Annotated in this window: 14 protein-coding genes; 7 read left to right on the forward strand and 7 right to left on the reverse strand. The window is 71.9% G+C overall.

Going from position 1 to position 18,993, the window contains the following annotated elements:
• Positions 1 to 137 precede the first annotated feature (137 nt).
• A complete protein-coding gene (locus ACZ4UV_RS34925; protein WP_467843447.1) occupies positions 138 to 1,250 on the forward strand; it encodes an ADP-ribosylglycohydrolase family protein in 1,113 nt (370 codons plus the stop codon).
• On the opposite strand, the gene ACZ4UV_RS34930 is transcribed toward ACZ4UV_RS34925, so the two are convergent.
• Positions 1,247 to 1,969, reverse strand: coding sequence for a response regulator (locus ACZ4UV_RS34930; RefSeq protein WP_451019898.1), 723 nt, complete (start codon positions 1,967 to 1,969; stop codon positions 1,247 to 1,249). The two genes, ACZ4UV_RS34925 and ACZ4UV_RS34930, sit on opposite strands and share 4 nt — an antisense overlap.
• Positions 1,966 to 2,856 carry a sensor histidine kinase gene (locus ACZ4UV_RS34935; protein WP_451019899.1) on the reverse strand — a complete coding sequence of 297 codons (891 nt, stop codon included), beginning with the start codon at positions 2,854 to 2,856 and terminating at the stop codon, positions 1,966 to 1,968. Before ACZ4UV_RS34935 ends, ACZ4UV_RS34930 begins: the two co-directional genes overlap by 4 nt.
• Before the next feature lie 139 nt (positions 2,857 to 2,995).
• Here ACZ4UV_RS34935 and ACZ4UV_RS34940 point away from each other — a divergent pair, with 139 nt between their 5' ends.
• Together ACZ4UV_RS34940 and ACZ4UV_RS34945 are read left to right on the forward strand one after the other, a co-directional pair.
• Complete coding sequence (locus ACZ4UV_RS34940; protein WP_451019900.1) at positions 2,996 to 3,703, forward strand: ABC transporter ATP-binding protein; 708 nt, start codon at positions 2,996 to 2,998, stop codon at positions 3,701 to 3,703.
• Positions 3,700 to 6,006 (forward strand): ABC transporter permease, encoded by a 2,307-nt coding sequence (locus ACZ4UV_RS34945; protein WP_467843452.1) that lies wholly within the window; start codon positions 3,700 to 3,702, stop codon positions 6,004 to 6,006. The genes ACZ4UV_RS34940 and ACZ4UV_RS34945 overlap by 4 nt, the downstream gene beginning before the upstream one ends.
• A gap of 123 nt (positions 6,007 to 6,129) precedes the next feature.
• On the opposite strand, the gene ACZ4UV_RS34950 is transcribed toward ACZ4UV_RS34945, so the two are convergent.
• The 3 genes from ACZ4UV_RS34950 to ACZ4UV_RS34960 all read right to left on the reverse strand — a co-directional run bounded on the left by ACZ4UV_RS34950 (position 6,130) and on the right by ACZ4UV_RS34960 (position 9,784).
• On the reverse strand, positions 6,130 to 7,707 hold the full coding sequence (locus ACZ4UV_RS34950; protein ID WP_451019902.1) for a sodium:solute symporter family protein: 1,578 nt from the start codon (positions 7,705 to 7,707) through the stop codon (positions 6,130 to 6,132).
• Positions 7,708 to 7,926: 219 nt separating this feature from the next.
• Positions 7,927 to 8,712 (reverse strand): SDR family oxidoreductase, encoded by a 786-nt coding sequence (locus ACZ4UV_RS34955; RefSeq protein WP_451019903.1) that lies wholly within the window; start codon positions 8,710 to 8,712, stop codon positions 7,927 to 7,929.
• A 154-nt stretch (positions 8,713 to 8,866) separates the two neighbouring features.
• Positions 8,867 to 9,784 (reverse strand): LAETG motif-containing sortase-dependent surface protein, encoded by a 918-nt coding sequence (locus ACZ4UV_RS34960; RefSeq protein ID WP_467843457.1) that lies wholly within the window; start codon positions 9,782 to 9,784, stop codon positions 8,867 to 8,869.
• Between the two features lie 245 nt (positions 9,785 to 10,029).
• Between ACZ4UV_RS34960 and ACZ4UV_RS34965 the strand changes: the two genes are divergently transcribed.
• Positions 10,030 to 10,890: a hypothetical protein gene (locus tag ACZ4UV_RS34965; RefSeq protein WP_467843460.1), complete on the forward strand. Its 861-nt coding sequence runs from the start codon at positions 10,030 to 10,032 to the stop codon at positions 10,888 to 10,890.
• A gap of 34 nt (positions 10,891 to 10,924) precedes the next feature.
• Here ACZ4UV_RS34965 and ACZ4UV_RS34970 read toward each other — a convergent pair whose 3' ends face one another.
• Positions 10,925 to 13,687, reverse strand: a complete 2,763-nt coding sequence (locus ACZ4UV_RS34970; protein WP_467843463.1) for an exo-rhamnogalacturonan lyase family protein — start codon at positions 13,685 to 13,687, stop codon at positions 10,925 to 10,927.
• Positions 13,680 to 14,411, reverse strand: a complete 732-nt coding sequence (locus tag ACZ4UV_RS34975; RefSeq protein ID WP_451022772.1) for a DUF6250 domain-containing protein — start codon at positions 14,409 to 14,411, stop codon at positions 13,680 to 13,682. Before ACZ4UV_RS34975 ends, ACZ4UV_RS34970 begins: the two co-directional genes overlap by 8 nt.
• Before the next feature lie 252 nt (positions 14,412 to 14,663).
• On the opposite strand from ACZ4UV_RS34975, the gene ACZ4UV_RS34980 reads away from it, so the two are divergent.
• From ACZ4UV_RS34980 to ACZ4UV_RS34990, 3 genes are all read left to right on the forward strand, one after another.
• A complete protein-coding gene (locus tag ACZ4UV_RS34980; RefSeq protein ID WP_467843467.1) occupies positions 14,664 to 16,310 on the forward strand; it encodes a rhamnogalacturonan lyase B N-terminal domain-containing protein in 1,647 nt (548 codons plus the stop codon).
• Positions 16,311 to 16,407: 97 nt separating this feature from the next.
• A complete protein-coding gene (locus ACZ4UV_RS34985; protein WP_451022938.1) occupies positions 16,408 to 17,577 on the forward strand; it encodes a low temperature requirement protein A in 1,170 nt (389 codons plus the stop codon).
• A gap of 185 nt (positions 17,578 to 17,762) precedes the next feature.
• Positions 17,763 to 18,965, forward strand: coding sequence for an MFS transporter (locus ACZ4UV_RS34990; protein WP_467843471.1), 1,203 nt, complete (start codon positions 17,763 to 17,765; stop codon positions 18,963 to 18,965).
• The last annotated feature ends 28 nt before the right edge of the window (positions 18,966 to 18,993 follow it).

Genomic DNA, 18,993 nt, shown 5'->3' on the forward strand with positions numbered 1-18,993 from the left:
CTGGCCGAAAGCCGACCACTCGGGACCACACAACCCACACTTCGCATACCTAACTGTCCCCTGAACGGACCGTTCCCGGTCGATTACAGTGCTGTGCGCTCGTATGTACGGACGGTGCCCGTGAGGAGGTCGTGGTGGTGAGTGTGACGTCGGGTGCCGTCTGGGGCCGTGTCGAGCAGCAGGACTTCCGGAGCCGGGTGCGCGGGACGCTCCTCGGTACGGCCGTGGGGGACGCGCTCGGCGGGCCGGTGGACGGGCTGACGCTGGAGGAGATACGGGCCGCCTACGGGCCCGAGGGGCTGGTCGATCTCGGGTTCGGGTACGGGCGGCGCGGGACCGTCACTCATCACACGCAGCTGACTCTCTTCACCGTGGACGGGTTGATAAGAGCCCAGGTGAGGAGGGACACCGGAGCCTGGCATCCGCCCACCGACCTGCACCGGGCCTATCTGCGGTGGGCGGCCACCCAGCGGGACTGGGGGCCGGACGAGCGGCGGACGGAGGACGGGTGGCTGGCGCGGGAGGAGTGGCTCTACGCGCGGCGGGAGCCGACCCGGTCGCTGCTGCTCGGGCTCGGGGACGAGCGGATGGGGACGCTGGAGGCGCCCAAGAACCCGGATGACATGGGGCCCGAGGCCGTCGCGCGGTCGGCGCCGTTCGGGCTGCTCGTCGGGTGGGAGCCGCAGCTCGTCGTGCAGCTCGCCGTGGAGTGCTCGGCGCAGACGCACGGGCATCCGACCGCCTGTCTGTCGGCCGGCGCGTACGCGGTGATCGTGCACGGACTGGCGCGCGGTCAGTCCCTCGACGGGTCGGTCCAGCAGGCCCTCGGCCTGCTCGCCGCCCGGCCGGGGCACCAGCCCGTGTCGGACGCGTTGCAGCACGCGCTCGGTGCCGTACGGCAGGGGATGCCCTCCCCGGCCCGGGTCGAGGAGCTGACCGGGGACGGGGCGGCGGACGGGATGCTGGCCGCGGCCGTGTACTGCGCGCTGGTGGGGGAGGACGTACGGCACGGGCTGTCTCTCGCCGTCAACCAGGCCGGGCCCTCCGCCGTCGCGGGTGCCCTCACCGGCGGCCTCCTCGGCGCCCTGCACGGCGAGACGGCCCTCCCGCCGGCCTGGGTGGCCGAACTGGAGGGCCGCCAGACCGTCCTCGAACTCGCCGACGACTTCGCGATGGAGATGACCCAGGGCCCGGCGCTGCACAGTCCGGTGGGCGCGTCACCGGGGTGGCTGGCGCGGTATCCGCGTTAGGCGGGTCCGGCAGGTCCTGTCCCTCCGGCACCGGAGCCGGAGTCACCGGCCCTCACCAGCCCGGTCTCGTAGGCGACCACCACGGCCTGGGCGCGGTCCCGCAGCCCCAGCTTGGCGAAGATCCGGGCCACGTGGGACTTCACCGTGGCCTCGCTCAGGGTCAGTTCGGCGGCCAGTCGCGTGTTGGACAGGCCACGGCCCAGCAGGGTCAGGACCTCCAGTTCGCGGGGTGTCAGCGCGGTCAGGTCGGTGTGCACGGCGGGGGCGCGGTCGGGCTCGGCGGCGAAGCGTTCCACCAGGCGTCTGGTGATCGACGGGGCGAGCAGGGCGTCGCCGGTGCCGACCAGCCGTACGGCCGCGGCCAGGTGCTCCGGCGTGACGTCCTTGAGGAGGAAGCCGCTCGCTCCGGACGCGAGTGCCGTGTACACGTAGCGGTCCAGGTCGAAGGTGGTCAGGATCAGGATCCGGCACCGCGGGAGCTGGTCCAGGATGAGGCGGGTGGCCTCCAGACCGTCCAGGTTCGGCATCCGGATGTCCATGAGGACGACGTCCGGTCTGAGCCTGCGGGCAGCCGCCACCGCCTCGGCGCCGTCGGCGGCCTCGCCCACGACCTCGATGCCGCGGGCGGTGAGGATCAGCCGGAAACCGGTGCGGATCAGGGTCTGGTCGTCGGCGATGAGGACCCGGGGGGAGGGCCCGGAGACGTCGGCGGCCGTCACGGGCGGTCCAGGGGGATACGGGCCCGGACCCGGTAGCCGCCGCCGAGGCGACGCCGGGCGTCCAGGTCCCCGCCGTACACCGCCACCCGCTCCCGCAGGCCGAGCAGTCCGCGGCCGGCGCCGGGGGCACGCCGCGGCACGGTTCGTACAGAACCTGCCGGACCTGTGCCGGTCAGTACGCTCGGGCCGGTGTTCAGGACCTCCACGCGCAGCGCGTGGTCCGCGTAGCGCACGGTCACCTGGGCGGTGCCGCCGTCCTCGCCGTGTCTGAGCGCATTGGTCAGCGCCTCCTGGACGATGCGGTAGGCCGTCACGTCGATGCCCTGAGGGAGCGGGCGCGGCTCGCCGGAGATCCGTACCTCCACGGGCAGTCCGGCGAACGAGATCCGGTCGACCAGCGGGCCGAGCCGGTCGAGGCCGGGCTGCGGTGCCGGTCCGGTCGGCCCGTCGGCGGCGCCTTCGCCTGCTGCGAGGCCGACCAGGTTCTCGTAGTCCGGGTCGGTGCCGTTCTGGGACGGCGCCAGCAGCCCCAGCAGGTGCCGTAGATCGGTCATCGCCCCGCGGCCCGCGTCCTCCACGGCCCGCAGTGCGGCCGTGGCCTCGTCGGGCATCGTGCCGAGCACCTCGCGGGCGGCGCCCGCCTGGACCACCATGAGGCTCACGTTATGACTGACGATGTCGTGCAACTCCCGTGCGATACGGTCGCGTTCGGCGACCACGGCGGCGTCCGCGGCGCTCTTCCGCTCCCGTTCGAGAAGCCAGCCGCGCTCTCCCACGACGGCCTGCCACCGGCGACGGGTGCGCAGCAGTGCCACGGCCAGCCAGCCGACGGCCGCGGCCGCCACCGCCAGCGCCGTCACCAGCGCGTAAGTCCCCTGCTCCGACACGGGGTTCACTCTCGCAGACCGTCGCCGCGGCCGCATCGGCCGGTGGGACGGGGGTCCTGCACCTCCAGGATGAGGCGCCGGCCAGGTGCAACCCGGGGGCGGATGCCCGGGCGTGCCCTTCCGGCCTAGCGTCCGGTGCATGGTCACTGATGACAGCGCGGGCGAGGCCGTCGTACGGCTCGACGGTGTGCGCAAGGAGTACGGCGGGACGACGGCCCTGGACGGGGTGTCGCTGCGGATCCGGGCGGGCGAGGCGGTCGCCGTGATGGGGCCCTCCGGGTGCGGCAAGTCCACCCTGCTCAACATGGTTTCCGGTCTCGACCGGCCGACGGACGGCACGGTCGTCGTGCACGGCGAGGACGTGGGCAGGCTCGGCGAGAAGGGCCTCGCGTTGTACCGGCGTCGGCGCATCGGCATGATCTTCCAGTTCTTCAACCTCGTCGACGACCTGACCGCCCTGGACAACGTGGCCCTGGCCGCGCAGCTGACCGGCTCCCCGGCCCGCCAGGCCCGCCGCCGCGCGCTCGAACTCTTCGAGGAACTGGGCATCGCCGACCGCCGCAACGCCTACCCCGCCGTGCTCAGCGGCGGGGAACGGCAACGCGTCGCCGTGGCACGGGCGTTGATGAACCGCCCCGCCCTGCTGCTGGCCGACGAACCGACCGGCGCCCTGGACAGCCGGGCCGGCGAGCAGGTGATGGACCTGCTGCTCGACCTCAACCAGATCGGCCAGACGCTGATCCTGGTGACCCACGACGAGCACCTCGCGCGGCGCTGCGCCAGCCGGCTGGTCCTGCTCGCCGACGGCAGGGTGGCGGGCGAGCACACCCTGGAGCCGTCCGCATGAGGGCGGTATGGGCGGCCGCCCGCGCGGCCGTACGGCGGCGACGGCTGCAGACCCTCGTCATCTGGCTGGTGACGCTGACCTCGACCGGGGCGATCGTGGTGGCGCTGGGTCTGGTCGACTCGGCGTCCGCGCCGTTCGACCGGGCCTTCGCCAAGGAGCACGGCCCGCACGTCGTCGCCGCCTTCGACCCGGCGAAGGTGTCGGACGCGCAGTTGCGGCAGGCCGCCCGCGGGGCCGGGGTCGAGGCCGCCGCAGGGCCCTTCGCCCAGGCCGCCGTCGACATGCCCGCGGATGCCGGCAACCGGGAACTCCAGGGCGCGGTCACCATCGTGGGCCGTTCCGGTCCCGGGGGGCCGGTGGACCGGGTGGACCTGTGGGCGGGCCGGTGGGCCACCCGGCCGGGCGAGGTGGTCCTGAACCGGCAGCCGGACTGGCGGACCGCGCTCGGCGAGCGGATCCGGCTGCCCTCGGGCACTGTCCTCACCATCGTCGGCTACGGCTACGAGATGAGCCGGACCGCGGACGCCTGGGTCGCACCGGCCCAGACTGCGGCCCTGCGGCCGACGGCCACCCAGATGCTGTTCCGCTTCACGGACGCCTCCTCGCAGAACCGGCTCCGCACCGCGCTGTCCACGGTCACCTCGGGGCTGCCGAAGGACGCGCTCACCGCCTCCCAGACGTACCTCACCCTCAAACAGCAGGTCGGTGCCACGGCCCGGGCCTACGCCCAGTACCTGATGGCCTTCGGCCTCCTCGGCGTCCTCGTGGCCGTGCTCATCGTGGCCAACGTGGTGAGCGGCGCGGTGATCTCCGGATTCCGGCACATCGGGATCCTCAAGGCCCTGGGGTTCACCCCCGGCCAGGTGGTCGCGGTCTACCTCACCATGGTCTCCGTGCCCGCGGTCGTGGGCTGCGCCCTCGGCACCCTGGTCGGGAACGTCCTCGCGCGGCCCTTCCTCCGGTTCGTGTTCACGGGACCCGACGCGGGGATGCTCCACCGCAACGTAGGCATCGCGCCCTGGGTGAACGTGGTCGCCCTGCTCGGGATGCCCGCCGTCTGCGCGGCCGCCGCGCTCGTCCCCGCGTCGCGCACGCACCGGCTGTCCGCGGCGCGGGCGATCAGCGCGGGCACCGCCCCGCGTGCGGGGCGGGCGCTGCGGCTCCAGCGAGTGCTGGCCGGCACCAGGCTGCCCCGGTCGGTGAGCCTGGGGGCGGGTCTGCCGTTCGCCCGCCCGGGGCGCAGCGGCCTGACCCTGGCCGCCGTGGTCCTGGGGGTGGCCACGGTGACCTTCGCGACCGGCCTGGCCACGACGATGACCCGGTTCGGGGAGAGCGGCCGCGACTACGACGTGACGGTGTACGCCAGCCGGGTCAGCCACGGCAGGATCGTGGAGGCCGAGCACGGGGACCGCCAACTGGACGCGATGCTCCGCTCGTTGCCGGGTGCGAGCCGGGTCACCGCGCGGGGGGACGTCGAGGTGCACCTCGTCGGCTCCGTGCAGCCGGTGATGTTCGAGGGCCGTCGCGGTGACCTGCCGCGGCTGGGCGACGTGCTCACCGGCGGCCGGTGGAACCACGGCAGCGGCGAGGTGGTGGCCTCGTCGGCGTTCCTGCGCCGGCACGGTCTGCGCGTCGGCGGCCGCGTCATGGTGGAGAAGGGCGGCCGCCGGGAGCGGGTGACCGTCGTCGGCGAGACCATGGAGACCGACGGCCGGCTGCTCGTCGGGGACTGGGGGACGTTCACGGCGCTCGCCGCAGGGGAGAAGCCCATCGCCTACCACGTGCAGCTCCGCGACGGCGCCGACCCGGCCGCCTACGCGCGGGCGGCCCGGGCCCTGGACCCCGGCCTCGATCCGGAGGTGAGCGGCTCCAGCAGCAGCGCCGAGACGATCATCGGCTCCGCGACGCTCCTCACCGCCATGCTCGCCGTGGTCGCCGCGCTGGGCGTGTTCAACACGGTCGTCCTCGACACCCGCGACCGCCGCCGCGTCCTGGGCATGCTCAAGTCCATCGGCATGACGCCCCGCCAGGTCACGGTGATGACGGTGACCTCGATGGGGCTGCTGGGGGTGATCGGCTCCCTGCTCGGCGTCCCGCTGGGCATCGCGGGCTACGACCTGGTGGTGCCGCGCATGGCGAACGCCGTGGACATCGTCCTGCCTCCCTCCATGACGGACGTCTGGCGGGCCGGCGTCCTGGGCCTGCTGGCCCTGTCGGGCCTCGCGATCGCGGTGCTGGGGGCGTACCTCCCGGCCCGTGGCGCGGCACGGCTCACGGTGGCGGAGGCGCTGCACAACGAGTGAGGCGACGGCGCCCGGTGGGTCGTCCACATGCCGGCTCGGCCCGGCTTCCGGTGACCGCTCGCACGACTCGGCCCGCCACGGGGGCGGGCCGAGTCGAGTGCTCCGTGTGCCGGTTGCCTTCGGTCAGTCCTTGACCGGCGTCCCCAGGGCGTCGCCGCCCGCCGGGGCCTGCGCCGGGACCGGGGCCGCCGCCGTCGCGCCGTCCCCGTCCGTGTTCACGGTCTCGATGATGGCCAGGCGTTCCGGGGTGTCCTCCGGCTTCAGGTAGCCGATGAGGATGTAGAGGACCAGGGAGACGGCCAGCGGGACCGAGACCTGGTACTGGAGCGGGACCCCGCCGTCGACGTTCCAGTTGATCGGGTAGTTGACCAGCCAGAAGGCGAGCAGGCCCGCCGCCCAGCTGGTGAGCGCGGCCGTCGGGCCGGAGCGGCGGAAGGGGCGGAGCAGGCCCAGCATCATCGGGATCGCGATCGGGCCCATCAGGCCGGCCACCCACTTGATGACGATGGTGATGATGTCCTTGAAGGTGGGGGAGTTGACCTGGGTGGCCACCGTCATGGACAGGCCGAGGAAGACGACCGTGGTGATGCGGGCCGCGATCAGGCCCGAGCGCTGGTCCCAGGCCCGCGCCCGCTGCGAGAGGACCGGGGCCACGTCACGGGTGAAGACGGCCGCGATGGCGTTGGCGTCGGAGGAGCACATCGCCATCGTGTGAGAGAAGAAGCCGACGATGACCAGGCCCAGCAGACCGTGCGGCAGGAGCTGTTCGGTCATCAGGCCGTAGGAGTCGGAGCCGTCCGGCTTCTGGGCGTGGACCAGGAGCGGCGACATCCACATGGGGAAGAACAGGACCACCGGCCAGACCAGCCAGAGGGCGGCGGACAGGCGGGCGCCGCGCTCGGCCTCCTTCGGGCTGCCCGTCGCCATGTAGCGCTGGGCCTGGTTGAGCATGCCGCCGTTGTACTCGAAGAGCTTGATGAAGAGGAAGGCGAGCAGGAAGACCGTGCCGTAGGGGCCGACCAGCGGCTTGCCGTGGCCGTGCAGGGCCGGCTGGTCGAAGGCGTCGAAGATGCCGATGCCCTTGTCGTTCAGCTTGAGGACGACGGCGACGAACATCGAGATGCCGGCCAGCAACTGGATGACGAACTGGCCGAGTTCCGTGAGCGCGTCCGCCCACAGGCCGCCGATCGTGCAGTAGACGGCGGTGATCGCGCCGGTGATGAGGATGCCCTGGTTGAGGGAGACCCCGGTGAACACCGACAGCAGGGTGGCGATCGCGGCCCACTTCGCGGCCACGTCCACGATCTTCAGCAGCATGCCGGACCAGGCCAGCGCCTGCTGGGTGGAGAGGTTGTAGCGGTTCTTCAGGTATTCGAGCGGGGACGCGACGTGCAGGCGGGAGCGGAGGCGGTTGATGCGCGGCGCGAAGAGTTTCGAGCCGACCGCGATGCCGAGGGCGATCGGGAAGGACCAGGTGACGAACGAGGTCACGCCGTAGGTGTAGGCGATGCCCGCGTACCCGGTGAACATCACCGCGCTGTAGCCCGACATGTGGTGCGAGATGCCGGACAGCCACCACGGCATCTTGCCGCCCGCGGTGAAGAAGTCACTGACGTTGTCCACGCGTTTGTGCGACCAGACGCCGATCGCGACCATCACACCGAAGTAGCCGATGAGCACGGCCCAGTCGAGCCCGTTCATGCGCCCCCCTTCCAGGGTCCGCCTACTGAACTCCGCTCAGCTGGCTGGCACTTCGCATAAGCGGAGTGGGAACGGGGAAGGCCGCGAAGTGCCCGCTCATCGTGGGTTCCGTTACGCGGGCACGACAAGCGGGCGTAAGGTCAAGGGAGAGTAAAATCGTTCGTCTTCCTGACCTTGATTCATGAGTATGAACAGCGTGAATGGCTGGAACCAGCCCCCTCAGCGCATCAGCTCCCCCGCGTTGACCAGCAGCGACTGACCCGTGATGGCCCGCGCCCGATCCGAGGCCAGGAACACCGCCGCGTCCGCCACGTCCCCGTCCGTCGCCAGTTCGGGCAGCGCCATCCGCCCGGTCAGCCGGCCCAGCACCTCGTCCTCCGGCACCCCTTCCGTGTGCGCGGTGAACTGGACGTACGCCTGCACCGGCGGCCCCCACATCCAGCCCGGCAGCACGGTGTTGACCCGGATCCGGTACGGCCCCAGCTCCCGCGCCAGCGAGTACATCGCGCTGGTCAGCGCACCCTTGGAGGCGGCGTACGCGGCCTGTTTCACCTGCGTGGGCGCGGCGACGGCGGACTGGGTGCCGATGAAGACGACCGAGCCGCCCCCCTCCTTGAGCCCCGGCAGGCACGCCCGGGTCATCCGCAGCGTCCCCAGCAGGTTCACGTCGATCACCGACGCCCAGCTCGCGAAGTCCGCGTCCTCGACCCCGCCGAAGTAGGAGTCCCAGGCGGCGACATGGATCACCGCGTCGATCCCGCCGAACCGCTCCCGGGCCAGCGCGGCCAGCGCCTCGCACTGGCTCTCGTCGGTGATGTCGGTGGGCCGGTACGCGGTCCGGGTGCCCTCCGGATCGATCCCGGCCGCGCTCTTCGCGAGGTTCGCCTCGGTCCGCGCACCCAGTACCGCGTTCCCGCCGTCCCGTACGACGGCCGCCGCGACCTGGTGTCCGAGTCCGGCGCCGACTCCCGAGACGACGACGGTCTTGCCCGTGAGCAGCGACATCGATGACCTCCGGTTCGCCCACTGTGTCTGACGGTCCGTCAGGGTAGGGGCGGGTGCGGGAGGGTGGAAGGGGGGAGGGGCGGCGGACCGGCAAACGGCGCCGGCTCCGCCCTGGGGGCGGAGCCGGCGGATGGTCACGGCCTTACGGGGCGGCTCAGGACTTGCGGGCCCGGCGGGTGGCGAAGAGCGTGCCGGCGCCGAGCGCGATCACCAGGGCGGCGCCGCCGGCGATCAGAGGTGTCGAGGAACTGGCACCGGTCTCGGCCAGCGGCGGGGTACTGGTGCTGGGCGAGGCTGCCGGGGTGGTGGGCGGCGGCGTCTTCATCGGGGGCACGTGGGACGTGGTGGGCGGGGTGGAGGAGGAGGCCGGCGGGGTGGAGGACGCGGGGGTGGAGGGCGTCGGGGTGGACGGTGCGGAGGTCTCCGGGGCGGGCGGCTGGCTGGCCGGTGTCGACGCGGAGGGCGTGGGGGATTCCGGCTGGTCGGGGGTGCACGCCTTGTCGCCGCCGTTCCAGGCGGCTATGAGGTGGTACGGGGTGACGACGTTGCCGGGTTCGTAGGGTGCGGGGCCGTGCCCGTCCCCCGACTTGCCGTCGTAGACGACGTCGTCGCCGTACAGGTCGATCTGTCCGTAGCAGTCGGGGCTCTTCACGGCCAGCTTCTGCCAGGTCCGCTTGGCGTCGTCGCCGCCCGCGACGTCGTCGGCGGTGAGGTACACGGTGGCGTGGTCGACGAGCGTCTGGTGGCCGGAGGTGTACCAGTTGGAGCCCTCGGTGGTGTACTCGGCCAGCGACACCGGGTACGTGCAGCCGGCGCCGACGTTCTGCCCGGGGGCCAGGCGCACCTCGACCGTGCCGGGGGCGGAGTCCCACTGGTGGAAACCGCCCTGGGAGGTCCAATCGGCGCCGACCGGGTTTCCGTCGGCGTCGACGATGCGGTACTGCACGGTGGCCGTCTGGCAGTCACTCGCGGTGGTGGCGCTCGCGGTCGTGGCCCCGGCGAGGGGCGCGGCGGCGAGGAAGGCCGTCGCGGCGAGGGTGGCCGACGTTCTGGAGCGTGAGAAGCGCGTCACGATGTGCCCTTGCGGAAACTAGGTGTGGGAGGTGGTCGTGCGTGCGGGATGTGCGCAGGCCAATGGAAGACGGCGTGGCCCAACCCCGCGTCACTGCACTCGCTCTGGTCACAGCGAGGTGATCCGCATTCTCGCCAGCGCCGACAACGCCCGTCAATTTCACGCTAGTTAAACAATATCTTCACAACGTCGACCGACCCGGCCGCCCTCTCGTAATCTGACGCCGAGTCAGCTAGACCGGAGTCATGACAGGCGACTCGACGCACACGGAGAACGACACGCGCAGTCAGGTGTACGCGGAACTCGCCGCCGTGGGGCCGTACGGCGTCCGGCCGGGCCACGCCCTCATCACCATGGTCGAACCGCACCCCGGCCACGAGTACGCGTACAACCGCTGGTACGAGGACGACCACTACTACGCGGGCGCGATGGCCATGCCCTGGATGTACGCGGGACGCCGCTGGGTCGCCACGCGCGACCTCCAGCTTCTGCGCTACCCGGAGAAGTCCGCCGTCGCCCAGCCGGTGACGGCGGGGTGCTACATCTCCACGTACTGGATCACCGACGGCCGGTACGCCGACCACATGAAGTGGACGGTCGCCATCAACCGGCGGCTGAACCGGGACGCCCGGGTCTACCAGGACCGGACCCATGTCTTCACGGCGTTCCAGGACCACGAGGCGACCGTGTACCGGGACGAGGCCGCCGGGCCGCGCGACTTCCACGCCCTCGACCATCCCTACGCGGGGCTGGTGGTCGAGGTCGTCGACAGCGACTCGGCAGAGCAGCGGGCCGAGCTGGTGGAGTGGTTGCGCGGGCGGCACCTGCCGAGGAGGCTGGCGGGTTCGCCGACCGCCATGGTGACCGTCTTCCGGCCGACCCCGCTCCCCGGTGACCGGATGACGTACGTGAAACAGGTGGAGGGCATCGACACCCGGCTGACCCTGCTGTGGTTCCTGGAGACCGACCCGAGGGAATGCTGGGACGCCCACTTCACCGGCCTGGACGAGGACGTCGCCGGGTCGGGGCTGGGCCGGGTGGAGCTGGTGGCGCCGTTCATACCGACCGTGCCGGGCACCGACCGGTACGTGGACAGGCTGAGGTGAGCCCACCGGGTGCCGCGCCCCGGTGGGCCGGCGTTCAGTTCAGTGCGTCACCCGCCAGGGCGAGGTCCTCGATGGCCGCGAGACCGTACAGCGCCGTGGAGTTGGTGCTGACCCAGGTCGCGTCCGTCCCGGCGTTGAGCACGGTGGGGCCGTCGGTCCTCGTGGTCGTCCACGGGGTGCTCGCGGCCGGGTAGCCGTCGCTCGCGGCGAACTTGCTCCAGGCCCGGGTGGCCAGTGCGGCCTCGCCGGTCAGGCTCGCCGCGTACGCGTCCAGGCGGGAGTGGCCCTGGACCAGGCTCACCTTGAAACTCGTGCCGTAGCGGGCCTTCTGCTCGGCCGAGGTGGCGTTGAAGTAGCGGCAGTAGTCCAGCCAGGCGGCCTTGAAGCCCGGGATGTCGCTCTCGCCGAGAGTGTCGAGCAGCTCGGCGGCGAGTTCGGGCAGGCCGAAGCTCGCGGAGAGGTGGGAGACGGCGACGACCGGGGTGGTCTGGACGGCGAAGGCGCCCGTGTCGAGGTCGTACAGACCACTGCCCTGGACGAAGCCGTTCGGCTGGGCGGCGATGGTCGAGGCGCTGGCCAGCAGTTTCTTCCGCGCGGTCGGCCACTTCGGGCCGCGCCGTTCCCACTCGGTCCACCAGGCCCAGCCCAGCCCGCTCCAGTCGGTGCCGAATCCGATGGACAGGGCGTGGCGGTCCCCGGGGGTGTAGCCGTCGGTGCGGACCTTGCGGTTGGGATCGAGGGTCAGGAAGGTCTCGTCCGCGTCGACCTGGGCGTGCATGAGGTCGCCGGTCCGCTCGTCGGCGGTGAGGTAGTAGAAGAGACGGCGGTAGACAGGCGTCGAGATGCGGACCTGCTTGGCGCTGTCGCCGAAGTGCTGGACGCCGTGCCGGGTGCCCAGACCGGCCCGTTTCCCGATGTGGGAGACGTCGACCTCACCGGTGTGGCGGGTCATGGCCTCGGCGAAGCGGTAGATGTCGGCGCGTCCGGAGCGCAGGTAGGACAGCCAGAGCCACAGATCGGTGGAGAGCTCGGAGTTGTCCCAGGCGTAGCCACCGACGTCGTAGCACCAGGTGTGACGGTCCGGGTCGTAGGTGTGCTGGACGTCGCCGTAGTCCAGGAAGCCGTACCAGCGGCGCTGTTCGCGCTGGTCCCGGTAGTAGGTGAAGAGCAGGTCGAGGCGGTCCTCGATGGTCTTCCTGGCGGGGGTCGAGCGGTCCACGGGGGACCACAGGCCGGCGAAGACGCCCGCCTTGTGCAGGGTCTGCGGGGCGGCGACGAGCTGCGGCGGTGCGGTCAGCGCGTCCTTCTGGGCGACGAGCGTGCCGGCCGTGGGGGTGGCCGCGTTGGCCCACAGGTAGAGCTCGGAGGTGCGGGCGATGCCGTAGGCGGTGCCGAAGCCCGGCTCGTAGTCCTCGTAGGTGATGTCGAGTCCGGCGGTCTGCTCCGCGTAGGTGTCCTGCCCCAGGCCGTCATGGTAGAAGCGCAGGTCGAGCGGCTGGGCCTCGGGCGACCAGAGCCAGAGGGTGACGGTCGCCTCGTCGGAGGCGGCACCGCGGACGTCGAGCTGGGCGGGGTGCTTCTGCCAGAAGTCCCGCAGGCCGAAGGAGAGTCCGCCGCTGATCCCGCCGACGTAGCCGAAGCCGGGGGCGCGGGTGCCGCCGGTGGTGTGGATCCAGCCGTGGCCGGGCTTGGTGCGCTTGCGGACGGTGAAGCCGTCGGCGGAGAGCTGGGCGAGGGTGTAGTCGCCCCAGGCGGGGACGTACTTGAGGGCAGAGGAGACGCGGGTGTCCCAGGTGGAGACGTCCGGCAGCCGCTCGCCCCTGACCTGCGCGGCGCGCACGCCCGCGCCCGGGTCCCGGCGCAGGCCGGTGACGCCCTGTACGGCTTCGGTGAGGAAGCCGTCGTCGGCACCGGCGAGACGGATGTGGCGGTTGTAGAGCTCGTCGGAGAGGGGGACGCGGACGCGCAGCCCCAGGCCCTTGATGAAGTCGCCGCTCGCCTTGCCGGGTTCCTGGGCGCCGTCGTACGTGACGGTGTGGACGACCCGGACGGCCTCGGACCCGGCGTGGAGGTAGAGGCGGATGACGAAGGGCAGCCAGGAGTGGCTGCCGCGCTCGTGCTCGCCCTCCAGGCGGATGACGGCGCGCACCGGACCGGACTGCTCGACGGTGACGGAGCCGACGCGGCCGGTGAAGCGTTCCCAGCGGGTGCCGGCCCCGCTGCCGTCGTAGTCGTCGTCGATCTCCGGCTGGCGCAGCACGACCAGTTCGGCCTTGCGCGCGATCTCGGTGCCGCCGCGCCTGATGCCGCGTACGACGTCGTGTCCGCCGGCCTTGGCGATGCTGACCTGGATGACGCCGGTGTCGACCTCGATCGTGCCGCCCCTGGTGTCCACCGTGAGCGCGGTGTCCGCCCGCGCGGGTGTGCCGGGGGCCAGCGTGTAGCTCTCGGCGGCCTCGGTGGTGGTGCCGACCGCGTGGGCGGTCCACTTCAGGGTGCCGTCGGGCCAGTAGGCGGTGGGCCAGGACTGGACGGGGACCGCGGTGCCGTCGGCGGTGGTGAGCGCGAAGGCCTGGTCGGCGGCGAACGCGCCCTTGGGCCAGGCCACGCCGAAGGTGGTGCCGACGGCCTCGGCGGGGGTGCCGCCCTCCAGCCAGGTGAGCTGCACGGGGTCGGCGGTGCCGGCCCCGGCCGGCGCCGCCCCGGCCGGGGCGGCGGCGAGCGCCCAGGAGAGCTGGGGCGTCACGACGGCCGCGGCTGCCGCCTTGAGGGCGCTTCTGCGCGACAGCTCAGGCATCGTGACCGCCTCCCAGCCGCCAGACGCGGAAGTCGGTGATGTGGAAGTGACTCCAGGTGGTGCGGAAGGCGAACCAGCCGCTGGTGTACGGGTTCTCGTCGGTGTAGTCGAAGACCAGTTCGCCGTTGTCCCAGTACTGGATGTGGCTGCCGTCGGAGACCAGCCGGACGCGGTTGGGTTCGTTGGCGGTGAGCAGTGGCGAGGTGTAGTCGTAGATCAGCGGCCGGGATCCGGCCACGCCCACGTAGCGGCGGAACCGGGTGGTGGTGTCGGAGTTCGCGCCGAGACCCGCGTAGTACGTGGTGAGGAGGTCGTAGTCGGCCAGGGCGCCGCTACGGGCCGTGCCGAACAGGTCTTCAGGAGACCGTACATCCCGGGCGTTCCAGAAGGAGTTCAGATCGCTGACCCGGTCGTTGGCACCGCCGGCCGAGACCGGTGTCGCCGTGTAGTCGATCTCGTACCGGCCGGCGAACGGCCGCTTGAACCACACCGAGGCTCCGGCGGGCACGTCGACGTCCAGCACCCCGTTCTCCGCCGTGACGGTGCCGCCCTTCTCCAGCTCGGCCCGCCACTGTCGGGTTCCGTGCCGGAAGTCGTCGTGCGCCAGCAACCGGCGTTCGTGGTGGGGGCTCTGACGGTCCGGCGCGGCGGCGGCGCCGGTGCTCAGTGCGGTGGTGACCGCGGCCGCGAGGCTCACCACGACGGCGGCCCAGGAGTAGCGCATCGGAAGATCCCTTTCTATGGACGGCCAGGAGCGTACGGAAACCAACTGTTTCGATCAGCAGAAGCCACAGAAATGAAAAGAAGCATTCACGATCGGGCGATTTCGCGGTCCGATCCCGCATGTCGGGACCGAATGTGACGTCGCGTTACATCTCCGTGGCCATCGGCCCTCGATCGCCGTGGTGCGCCGTCCGGTCGGGCAGGCTTGCGCCGCTCGCCCCCAACCCGCCCTGACGTCACTGGAGTTGTCCGCATGCCGTACGACAGTCCGCTCTCCCGCCGTACCGTGCTCGCCTCCGCGGCCGGACTCGCCCTCGCCCTCGCCACCCCCGTCACGGCATCCGCGGCGAGCTTCGGCTACACCGACGACGGCACCCACTACGTGGTCGACACCGGAGCCGGACTGGTCTTCAAGGTCGACCACAGCAACGGCGACCTCTCGTCCTTCGTCTACAAAGGCACCGAGTACCAGGGCTACGACAGCAAGAACTCCCACATCGAAAGCGGCCTCGGCACCTCGGCGGTGACGGTCTCGACGCCCGCCGCCGGAGTCGTCCTGATCACGGTCGTGCACGGCACCCTGATCCACTCCTACGCGGCGCGCAGCGGTGAGAACAACATCTACCTGTTCACCTACAAGGCCGACACCTCGGTCACCGCCAGCCGCTACATCGCGCGTCTCAGGCCCGGGATCTTCCCGACCACATCCCCCGACACCTGGTCCAACTCGGACACCGTCATCGAGTCCGCCGACGTCTTCCGCAAGACCGACGGCACGACCAGGTCCAAGCACTTCTCCGACCTGCGGACCATCGACTACGACTACTTCGGCTTCAGCACCTCCGCCGCCTCCGTGTGGGTCGTGCGCTCGAACAAGGAGAAGGACTCCGGCGGCCCCTTCATCCGCCAGCTCCTACGCCACGGCAACGAGTCCGGCGCCGGGCTCTACGAGCACCTCTACTACGCGGAGGGTCAGACGGAGCCCGAGCGGTTCGGTCTGCACGGCCCATACGTCCTCGCCTTCACCGACGGCGCCGCGCCGGCCGCCGCCGTGTCCGGGCGCGACGACACCGCCTGGGTGGACGCCCTCGGCCTCACCGGCTGGACCGGTGCAGGGGGCCGCGGCCGGATCGTCGGCAACGGGCTCGCGGGACGGGACACCTCGTACCCCTACGTCGTGGGCGTGTCCAACGCCGACGCCCAGTACTGGGGAAAGGTGGACGCGAGCACCGGCAAGTACGGCGTCAAGGGCATCCTCCCCGGCACGTACACCCTCACCGTCTACAAGGGCGAGCTCGCCGTGCACACCCAGGACGTCACGGTCACGGCCGGTGCCGTCACCACCGTGCACACCATCACCATCACCGGCGACCCGTCCACGGACAGCGCCGTCTGGCGCATCGGCGACTGGGACGGCACCCCGGCCGGCTTCCGGAACTCCTCCCTCGTCACCTACGCCCACCCCTCCGACTCCCGGGCCGCCGCGTGGACCACCGGCACCTACGTGATAGGCGCCTCGACCGCCTCCGCCTGGCCCGCCTACCAGTTCAAGGAGATCAACCAGGGACTGCTCGTCTCCTTCACCCTCACCGCCGCCCAGGCGGCCGCCGACCGCACTCTGCGCATCGGCATCACCACCGCCAAGGCGAACGGCCGCCCCCAGATCACCGTCAACGACACCTGGACCTCGGCCATCCCCGCCGCCGCGACCGAGCCCTCCACCCGGACCCTGACCGTCGGCAGTTACCGCGGCAACAACCACACCTACGCCTACGTCATCCCCGCCGCCCAGTTGCTGACCGGCACCAACACCCTGCGCATCGACGCGGCCAGCGGCTCGGCGGGCGGCGGCGGCTACCTCAGCCCCAGCTACGGTTTCGACGCCCTGGACCTGCTCTGAGGCCGAGTTCGGACATCGCGGGCCATGACTTCCCGCAGTACCCGCCGGAATTCCACTGCGCGCGGGCGCCGGGCGGGGGCCATGTCCCCATACAGGGATGACCGACGCAACCGCAGCGACGACCGCTCCCGCCGTTCCGGCGCGTGACCGCACCACCTGGGCGGAGCTCTTCTTCGACCTGGTCCTCGCGTTCGGCGTGGGCCAGGTCGCCCACCCGGTGGCCGTGCACCCGAGCTGGCCGGTGCTCGGCACCTGCCTGCTCGTGCTGGTCCCGCTCTGGTGGGCCTGGGTGGACGTGGTCATGGCGATGAACGCCGTGCACGAGACCAATCTGCAGCGGGTGTTCCTGCTGCTGACCGCGCTCGCCGTCTACGGCATGGCCGTGGCCGCCCCGCTCGCCCTGGAGGACCGGGAGGCGGCACTGCTGTACTCCGGAAGCTACCTCGCCCTGCGCCTGCTGATCGGGGAGGCGATCCGCAAGGAGTGCGCCCTCTACACCATCCACCCCTACCGGGCCGGACTCGGCTTCGCCGTGGTCCTGTTCGCCTGCGCGACCGTACCGGCGCCCTGGCGCGAGGTCTGCTGGACCTGCGCCGTCGTCGCGGAGATCGCCGCACCCGTCGTACTCAGCGGCCACCTGCGCCAGTTGGCGTTCGGCGTCAACCATCTGCCCGAGCGGTTCGGCCTGTTCGTGATGATCGCCCTGGGGGAGAACGTCTTCGCCGTCGGCGCCGGCGCCGCCCACGGCTCGCTCGCCCCGGCCGAACTGACCGCCCTCGTCCTGGCCTTCCTGGTCGGCTGCGCCCTGTGGTGGCTCTACTTCCACCTGGTGGCCTCGGCCGTCGCACACGCCCTGCGCACCCATCCGACCCCGTCCGTCGTCGTCCGCGACGTGCTCAGCTACGGCCATCTCGTCCTGGTCGTCGGCCTGTTGCTGGTCTCCGTCGGCGCCACCCGCACCGTCCGCCACCCCCTGGACACCCCGGACGGCCTGAGCGCCGCCCTGCTGCCGTCCGGTGCCGCCCTCTTCATGCTGGCGTTCTGCTACACCCGGCGCCGCATGTTCGGCGCCGCGTCCGCCACCCGGTTCTACGGCGGTCTCGCCCTGCTCGTCCTCGCGCTGCCGGCGTGGCGGCTGCCGGCCGTGGCCACCCTCGCCGCCACCACCGTGCTGCTCCTGCTGGTCAACGCGGTGGAGCACTGGCTGATCAGCTCCGGGCGGCAGGTGCCGCTGATCCTCCGGAACCGGGAGTTCGGCACGGCCTGACGGCGGCCCCGCGACGGCCCATGACGGCCCCGCGACGACCTGACGTAGTAGGCCGACGGACCTGGGGGAGTGCCGGATGGCCTTCCGGGGCGGGCTCGGCGGGACGCGGAGCGTTCCTAGGTTCGCTGTATGGAACTTTCCGGCTCCCGCCTTTCCGGCACCGATGACGAAGAGGAGGTGGCTTGATGCCGTCCCGCAGCGCCTTACCCGCCCTGCTCTCCCTGTCACTTGGCTACTTCAGCCTCGGGACGATCTCGCTGGCGGTCGTCGGCCTGAACGGCCCGATCGGCGACGACCTGCACGTCCAGCCGGCCACGGTGGGCATCCTGGTCACCGTCTTCGCGCTGACGTTCGCGGTCTGCGCGCCCACCGCCCCCATCCTGCTGCGCCGGTGGAACCGCAAGCGGGTGCTGCTCGTCGGCGTCGGCCTGCTCACCGTCGGCGCGGCCCTCGGCGCCGTCGCGCCCGGCTACGGCTTCCTCACCGTCACCCGGGTGCTCGGCGCGATGGGGGCCGCGGTCTTCGGGCCCGGCGCCTCGGCGGCCGGGGCGCTGATCGTGCCGCCCGAGCGCCGGCAGCGGGCCCTGGCCACCGTGTTCGGCGGCATGACGGCCGCCGCGGTGCTCGGCGTGCCGCTGGCCTCGTTCCTCGGCGGCTCGCTGGGCTGGCGCCCTGCGCTGCTCGGCGTGGCCGCGCTGTCGGCGCTCTCCTTCGTGGCGGTGCTGGTGTTCGTCCCCGAGATCCCGGCCGGCGAACCGCCGACGGCCGGCGCCTACCGCGAGGCGATGCGCACCCCGGCCACGGCCGCCACGGTCACCACGACCCTGCTGTTCATGGCCGCCCAGTTCACCGTCTACGGCATCGCGGGCGCCTACCTGAAGGACCGCTTCGGTGCGTCCAGCGGGCTGATCTCGCTGACCCTGCTCGCCTTCGGCGTCATCGGGGTGGCGGGCAACGCCTGCGCGCCGCGGATCGCCGAGCGGCTGGGCGGCGGGCGCACGGTGAGCGTCGCGGTGCTCGGGCTCGCGCTCGGCTTCGTACTGCTGCTGGTCGCCCCGCACTCCGCGCCCGGGGTCGTCTTCTTCGCGTTCTGGGCGTTCTTCAGCCAGATGTACCAGGCGCCGCAGCAGGCCCGGCTGGTGGAACTGGTGCCGTTGCAGCCGGGGCTGATCCTCGCGCTGAACGCGGCCGCGCTGTATCTCGGCATGAGCCTCGGCAGTTTCATCGGCAGCTCGCTGCTACCGGACCTGGGCGCCGGGCCGATTCCGTGGGCGGCCCTCGGTGTCCTCGTCCTGGCGGGGCTCGCCCATCTGTCCTCGGTTCGGCAGGTCGCCTCGGCGGCGGCCGCTGCGGAGCGGTCTGCGACCGCGCCCGTGCATACCAGTTGAGCGATTCGTCGGTTGGCCGCGGCGCCGT

The sequence above is a fragment of the Streptomyces sp. NPDC028289 genome, assembly GCF_055565975.1.

Coding starts and splice junctions, on each gene's coding strand:
- ACZ4UV_RS34940 (WP_451019900.1), top strand. CDS start 2,996: ATGGTCACTGATGACAGCGCGGGCGAGGCCGTCGTACGGCTCGACGGT.
- ACZ4UV_RS34945 (WP_467843452.1), top strand. CDS start 3,700: ATGAGGGCGGTATGGGCGGCCGCCCGCGCGGCCGTACGGCGGCGACGG.
- ACZ4UV_RS34950 (WP_451019902.1), bottom strand. CDS start 7,707: ATGAACGGGCTCGACTGGGCCGTGCTCATCGGCTACTTCGGTGTGATG.
- ACZ4UV_RS34955 (WP_451019903.1), bottom strand. CDS start 8,712: ATGTCGCTGCTCACGGGCAAGACCGTCGTCGTCTCGGGAGTCGGCGCC.
- ACZ4UV_RS34965 (WP_467843460.1), top strand. CDS start 10,030: ATGACAGGCGACTCGACGCACACGGAGAACGACACGCGCAGTCAGGTG.
- ACZ4UV_RS34970 (WP_467843463.1), bottom strand. CDS start 13,687: ATGCCTGAGCTGTCGCGCAGAAGCGCCCTCAAGGCGGCAGCCGCGGCC.
- ACZ4UV_RS34975 (WP_451022772.1), bottom strand. CDS start 14,411: ATGCGCTACTCCTGGGCCGCCGTCGTGGTGAGCCTCGCGGCCGCGGTC.
- ACZ4UV_RS34980 (WP_467843467.1), top strand. CDS start 14,664: ATGCCGTACGACAGTCCGCTCTCCCGCCGTACCGTGCTCGCCTCCGCG.
- ACZ4UV_RS34985 (WP_451022938.1), top strand. CDS start 16,408: ATGACCGACGCAACCGCAGCGACGACCGCTCCCGCCGTTCCGGCGCGT.
- ACZ4UV_RS34990 (WP_467843471.1), top strand. CDS start 17,763: ATGCCGTCCCGCAGCGCCTTACCCGCCCTGCTCTCCCTGTCACTTGGC.